Annotated in this window: 2 protein-coding genes and 2 pseudogenes; 3 read left to right on the top strand and 1 reads right to left on the bottom strand. The window is 75.3% G+C overall.

Translation table 11 applies throughout. From position 1 onward, the window contains the following. Positions 1-86 (top strand): annotated as a pseudogene (locus ACS04_RS39560) (Uma2 family endonuclease); the annotation flags it as partial. 178 nt (positions 87-264) lie between these two features. Here the strand turns inward: ACS04_RS39560 and ACS04_RS25790 are convergent. After that, on the bottom strand, positions 265-2,316 hold the full coding sequence (locus ACS04_RS25790; protein WP_048479167.1) for a thioredoxin domain-containing protein: 2,052 nt from the start codon (positions 2,314-2,316) through the stop codon (positions 265-267). A gap of 177 nt (positions 2,317-2,493) precedes the next feature. Here ACS04_RS25790 and ACS04_RS38335 point away from each other — a divergent pair. Further along, positions 2,494-2,598, top strand: a pseudogene (locus ACS04_RS38335) (Uma2 family endonuclease); the annotation flags it as partial. Positions 2,599-2,752: 154 nt separating this feature from the next. Next, positions 2,753-6,052, top strand: coding sequence for a tetratricopeptide repeat protein (locus ACS04_RS25795; RefSeq protein ID WP_048479168.1), 3,300 nt, complete (start codon positions 2,753-2,755; stop codon positions 6,050-6,052). Positions 6,053-6,126 lie beyond the last annotated feature (74 nt).

Below are 6,126 nucleotides of genomic sequence, written 5' to 3' on the forward strand. Positions count from 1 at the left end.
ACGCACCCGCCGGGATCTTCCGAGGCACCCTCCAACGCCCTGTGCCCTTCGAGGTCAACCTGAACCTCGACAGGCTCACGCCGCCCCCCTGCTCCCCCTGCTTCCCCCCTCGGACGCACCCCCCGGTGCGCCCGATCAGCGGCTCCCGGTGCGTCCGCAGACATGAGAGTAGGCAGCGGAAATGACGCTCACGAGCCGCGGGGATAAAAAGCTGGCTTGCGAACTCTCCGACCAGCAAACGGAATTGACGCTACTCCGGCTGATTCAGGGATGAACCGCGCCCAACTGTTCCGCCAGCTGGACCGGGTCCGTCGTAGGCCGCGCGCAGACGAAATGTCGACACACATACGCCGTCGGAAGGTCGTGCACGAGTGTGCGCTCGGCCAGGAGGGGGAACTCGCCCCCGCTGCCGTCGGCCGCCCGCGGCGGCCCGGCCGCCACCACCGCACCGGGAGCCGTCCCCAGCAACGCCGTCCGGTGCAGCGCGGCCAGCGCCGGATCCTCCGGGTGGCCCACCACGGCCACCTCGCGCGGACCGTCGAGCAGCGCCTCCGCGACCGCGAGCCCGTGCCCGATGAAGCGCGGGACGCGCGGACCCAGCGCGTGCACGACCCCGAGGGCCCGCTCGGCCGCCGTACGGTGCGCCTCGGAGCCGGTGTGCGCGGCGTACGACAGGAGCGCACCGGCCGCGGCCGTCCAGCCGGAGGGGGCCGCGGTGTCAGTCGGGTCCTGGGGGCGGCGGATGAGCCGCTCGGCGTCGTGCGCGGTGTCGTAGAGGGAGCCGTCCTCGGCCGTGAACCGGTCCAGGACGAGGTCGACGAGGAAGCCGGCGAACTCCAGCCACACCCCCTCCCCGGTGACGGCCGCCAGCGCGAGGAAGCCCTCGGCGACGTCCCCGTAGTCCTCCAGGACTCCGGCGTTGGCGCCGACTCGGCCGTCCTTGCTGGTCCGGGCCAGCCGGGCGCGCCCGTCCATGTGCACGCGGACGAGGAGGTCCGCGGCCTCGGTCGCCCGCTCGACGAGGTCCGGCCGGTCGAAGTACGCCCCGCACTCGGCCAGCGCCGCGATCGCCAGGCCGTTCCAGGCGGCGACCACCTTGTCGTCGCGGCCGGGCGCGGGCCGCTCGGCGCGCGCCGCCAGCAGCCTGCGGCGGATGCCGTCGATGACCCCGGCGTCCACGACGGGCCCGTCCTGCGGCAGCCGGAGCACGGACTTGCCGTGCTCGAAGGTGCCCTCCTGCGTCACCCCGAAGCAGGCGGCGGCCAGCGCCGCGTCGTCCTCGCCGAGCACCTCGGCCAGCTGGGCGGGGGTCCAGGCGTAGTACGCGCCCTCGACGTGCGCACCGGTCTGCGGGTCCTCGCTGTCGGCGTCGAGGGCGGAGGCGAAGCCGCCCTCGGTGGTGCGCAGCTCGCGCACCATGAAGTCGGCGGTCTCCAGGGCGACGCGCCGTGCGAGGTCGGAGCCGGTGGCCCGCCACAGGTGCGCGTAGACCCGGCACAGCAGCGCGTTGTCGTAGAGCATCTTCTCGAAATGCGGGACGACCCATTCCCGGTCCACGGAGTACCGGGCGAACCCGCCGCCCAGCTGGTCGTAGATCCCGCCGCGGGCCATCGCCTCGCAGGTGTCGGCGGCCATCTGCAGGGCCCCCTCGCTCCCGGTCCGCGCGTGGTGGCGCAGCAGGAACTCCAGCACCATGGAGGGCGGGAACTTCGGCGCCCCGCCGAAGCCGCCGCGGACGGCGTCGTACTCGCGGGTCAGCCCGAGCAGCGCCTGGGCCAGCTCCTCGGGGCCGGGCGTGCCGGCCTTGCCGTAGTCCAACTGCCGCCCGGCGAGGTCCCGTACGATCCGCTGCGCGACCTCGGCCACCTCCTCGGGCCGCCCCACCCAGGCGGTCCGCACGCCTTCGAGGATCTCCGTGAACGAGGGCATCCCGTGCCGGGGCTCGGGCGGGAAGTAGGTCCCGAAGTAGAAGGGCTCGGCGTCGGGGGTCAGGAACACGGTCATGGGCCAGCCGCCCTGCCCGGTGGCGGCCTGCACGGCCTCCATGTAGACGGCGTCGACGTCGGGCCGTTCCTCGCGGTCCACCTTGATGTTGACGAAGTGCTCGTTCATGTAGGCGGCGACCAGCTCGTCCTCGAAGGACTCGTGCGCCATGACGTGGCACCAGTGGCACGCCGAGTACCCGACGGACAGCAGAACGGGCACATTGCGCCGTTTCGCCTCCTCGAACGCCTCGGGTTCCCACGGCCACCAGTCGACCGGATTGTCCGCGTGCTGAAGCAGATAAGGCGAGGTCACACCAGCCAACCGGTTCATGCGACCCAGCCTCTCACAACGCCCGGCACGACCGGCGAAACCTTCACGGAGCCGCCTCGCCCGGCCGAATCACCCCGGTGGGCCATGAGGCCCCTCAGGTGTCGGGCAGCCCGGCACCTGCGGAGCAGTGCCAGTCTGCCGCGGCTTCCTCGAAGGAGGTACGCCATGACCGAGATGGTGGCGCCCCCCGCCACCAAGGCGTACAGGGACGGTGAGATGTTCACCGGCACGGTGAAGTCGACCGTACCCCTCCCCGTCGCCGTCGGTCTCGGGGCCCTGTAGGGAAGCCGGCAAGGCGCGGAAGGCACATATATGCGCGGGAGCGGGGGGAGTGGGGGCAACTCCCTCTGATCTAGCTCAGATTCCCTCGCGCTCGCGGCACTCCCGGCGGACACTTGGGGCCACGTTGCCGGAGCTCTCTTGAGGGGGATTGCCGATGCGGGAAAGCCATCGCGGTGAGGCCGAGCGACTGCTGGAACGGGCCGTGGACGAAGAGGCCCGGCGGGGAGGCGGAGCCGGTGCGCCGGCCGACAGGGCGGCGCTGACCGCGCGCGGCCTGGAGGCGCTGGACGCGCTCGCCGCGAGCGCCGCCGAGGAGTACGAGGCGTACGTACGGGCACTGGACGAGGCGGCGGCCGGCGACGAGTCCCTCGGCGAGGCCTTCCGCCGCGGGAACACCTCGACGGCGCTGCTCGTGACGGCGGTCGCGGCGGCCGCGGCCGTCGGGGCGGACCTGTCCCTCGGGGTGGGGGCGGGCACGGCGCTGGCGGCCGGCGCCGTCACCGGCATCGCCGGGGCGGTTACCACGGTCGCCAAGGTGACCGCCCTGCACCTGCCCGCCGCGAACCGGCGGGCCGGGGTGCGCGGGCAGCCCGGCGGGCCGGAGCAGCTGCGGCTCCAGTGGCTGACGGCACTTGAGGTGCGCGGGATACGCCCGTTCCTGGAACAGCAGCGCGCGGTGGCCGCGGCGGCGCGGGTGCCCCGTCAGCCCGCCCGGACCGCCGCTCCCCAGCTGCGCGGGACCGACCGCAGTGCGGAGGCCCGGCGGCGCAGCGTGCTGGAGCAGTCCTTCGGTCAACTCCCCCGGACGACCGCCGCGTTCTCGGGCCGCCGGGCGGAGCTGACCCGCATCGCCCAATGGGTGCAGGCGGCCCGGGCCAGCACGGAAACCCGCCCGGTGGTCGTGGTGCTGCACGGCGAGCCGGGCGTGGGCCGCACGGCCCTGGCGCTGCGGGCGGCGGACGCGCTGCGCGACCAGTTCCGCGGGGCCTGCGTGGTGGACCTGCGGGGCGGCTCGCTCAGCGGGGAGGCGCCGCTGCCGCTGCGGGAGGCGCTGCTGCACCTGCTGAACCGGCTCGGGGCCCCGCGCGAACAGTTGCTGTTCCGCGAGGGCTCCTCGGCGGAGCAGCAGGTACGGCGCCTGGGCGAGTTGTACCACCAGCACCTCCAGGGGCTGCCCGTCACGGTGCTGCTGGACGACGCGGTGGACGCGGAGCAGGTGCGGACGCTGGTGCCGGAGCGGTCGGAGAGCCTGGTGCTGGTGACCTCCCGGGAGCCGCTGGAGCTGCCCGGCCTGTCCGCGTGGGTGCACCAGCTGCCGGTCGAGCGGCTCACGGAGGCGGAGGGCGCGGAGCTGGTGCGCGCCGGGGCCGAGGCCGCCGGGGCGGGTCCGTACGGGGAGGAGGCGGTGGGCGGGCTGCTCGCCTTGGGCGGTGGGCTCCCGCTGGCCCTGCGCGTACTGGCCCCACTGGCCCCACTGGCCCCGCCAGCCCCGGACGCACCACCTGCCCCGGCGGCCCCGGACGCACCGTCCGCCCCGCCGGCCCCGGACGCCCCGCCCGGGCAGGGCGCCGCGGATGCCCTCGACGCCGCCCTCGCGCTGGCCTACGAACGGCTGCCCGAGGAGCGGCGGCGGCTGCTGCGGCGCCTCACGCTCGCCGGGCGGGCCTCGCTCGGGCCCTCGGCCGCGGCGGCGCTGATCGACGCCGACATGGCGACGGCCGGGCGGCTGCTGCGCGAGCTGGCGCAGGCGGGGCTGGTGGACCACGTACGCGGGGAGCGGTACCGCATGCACGACGCGGTGCGCTCGTACGCGGCGGCGCGGCTCGCGGCGGACGAGGACCGGGCCGAGTCCTCGGCGGCGCACGGCCGGCTGATCCGCAATTACGCGCAGCTCGCCGACGCGGTGATCCGGATGGTCGACGGGAAGATGTCGACCCGCGCCAACCACTTCGGGGGGCACGGCTTCGCCTCGCTCGACGCTGCGCTGCGCTGGCTGGACGACGAGTCGAGCTTCATCACGGCCGCGCTGCGGCACTCGCGGGACGTGGACCAGCAGGCCGTACTGGACCTCCTCGGCGCGCTCTGCGACTTCTGCCTGCTGCGCGGGGACCTGTACCGCCTCGGCGAGATCAACGAGCTGACCCTCGCCGTGGAGGCGGCCCGCCAGGGCGGCCCCGGCGAGGGGCGCCTGGTCCGCTCCGTGCAGTGGCGCACCGGTATCGCGGCCCGCCAGCTCGGCGAGCTGGACAAGGCCCGCACCACGCTGACCTCGGTGGTCGACCAGTACCGGGAGGCCCACCAGGACGCCGGCGCGGGCATGGCGCTCATCTCGCTCGGCATCACCCTGCACCACCAGGGCCAGCTGACGGAGGCCGCGGCCCGCATCCGCGAGGCGCTGGTGCTCCAGGAGCCGGACGAGCTGGCCGGCGACCGCGCGTGGGCCCTGCACGCCCTCGCGGCGGTGGAGCGGGACCGCGCGCACCTGGCGGAGGCGACGCAGCTGCTGGAGCGGTCGCTCGCTCTGCACCGGGAGAGCGAGAGCGTGCACGGCGAGGCGTGGGCGCACTTCCAGCTGGGGCAGGTGTACCTGCGGCTCGGCGAGGTCCCGGGCGCGGAGGCGGAGCTGAAGCTCGCCCTCGACCTGTACGGGCGCACGCGCGACGGGCGCGGCCAGGCCTGGGCGCTGACCCAGCTGGGCCGCGCCCGGGTCGTCGACGGGGATCCGGGCCCGGCGGTGGAGCGGCTGCGCGAGGCGCTGGCCAGCCACCGGGAGCAGGAGGACGCCCGCGGCGAGGCGTGGACGCTGTACTACCTCGGTCAGGCGCTGGAGGAGGGCGGCGAGCGCGATCAGTCGGTACGGGAGCTGGAGCGGGCCCGCACGATGTTCTCGCGGATGCGGGACGTGTACGGGCTGGCGCACGCCCGCCACCACTCGGGCCGGGTCACGCGCGACCAGCGGGCGGCGCAGACGGGCAACCTGCGCAACTCCGGGTTCGCCCGGCAGCTGCTGATGGACGCGCGGGCGGACTTCCGGCGGATCGGGCTGGCGCACGGGGAGGCATGGACCTGCCTGGAACTGGCGGTGGTCGACGCGGGCAACGGCCGGGTGGCGCAGGCGCTGGGCCTGTGCGAGGAGGCGGCCCGGCTGTTCATCTCGTACGGGGACCGGCGCGGGGAGGACTGGGCCCGCTTCCTGCGCTGCACGCTGCTGCCGTACGCGCTCCCGGGCGCTGGCGTGGAGGAGGCCCGGGCGGAGCTGGCCCGGCTGGCCGCGGCGCCGCACCCGATGCGGGACGGGCGTCTGGAGGACGGGCTGGACGCCTACGCGGTGGTGCTGGGGCGCGGGGTGGACCCGGCCGAGGGCTGGCAGGCGTGGCGGCTCGGGCTCGTGCCGAACCTGCACTCGCGGGAGATCATGGGCGTCCCCATGCCGCCGGTCACGCCGCCGGCGTGACCGGGTGACGCCCGGCCCCGCCCGCGGGCACGCGGGCGCCGCCCCTCCTGCGCGGGCCTGAGGGGCGGGCGGCG

The sequence above is a fragment of the Streptomyces roseus genome (genome assembly GCF_001044425.1).
GTDB lineage: Bacteria > Actinomycetota > Actinomycetes > Streptomycetales > Streptomycetaceae > Streptomyces > Streptomyces roseus.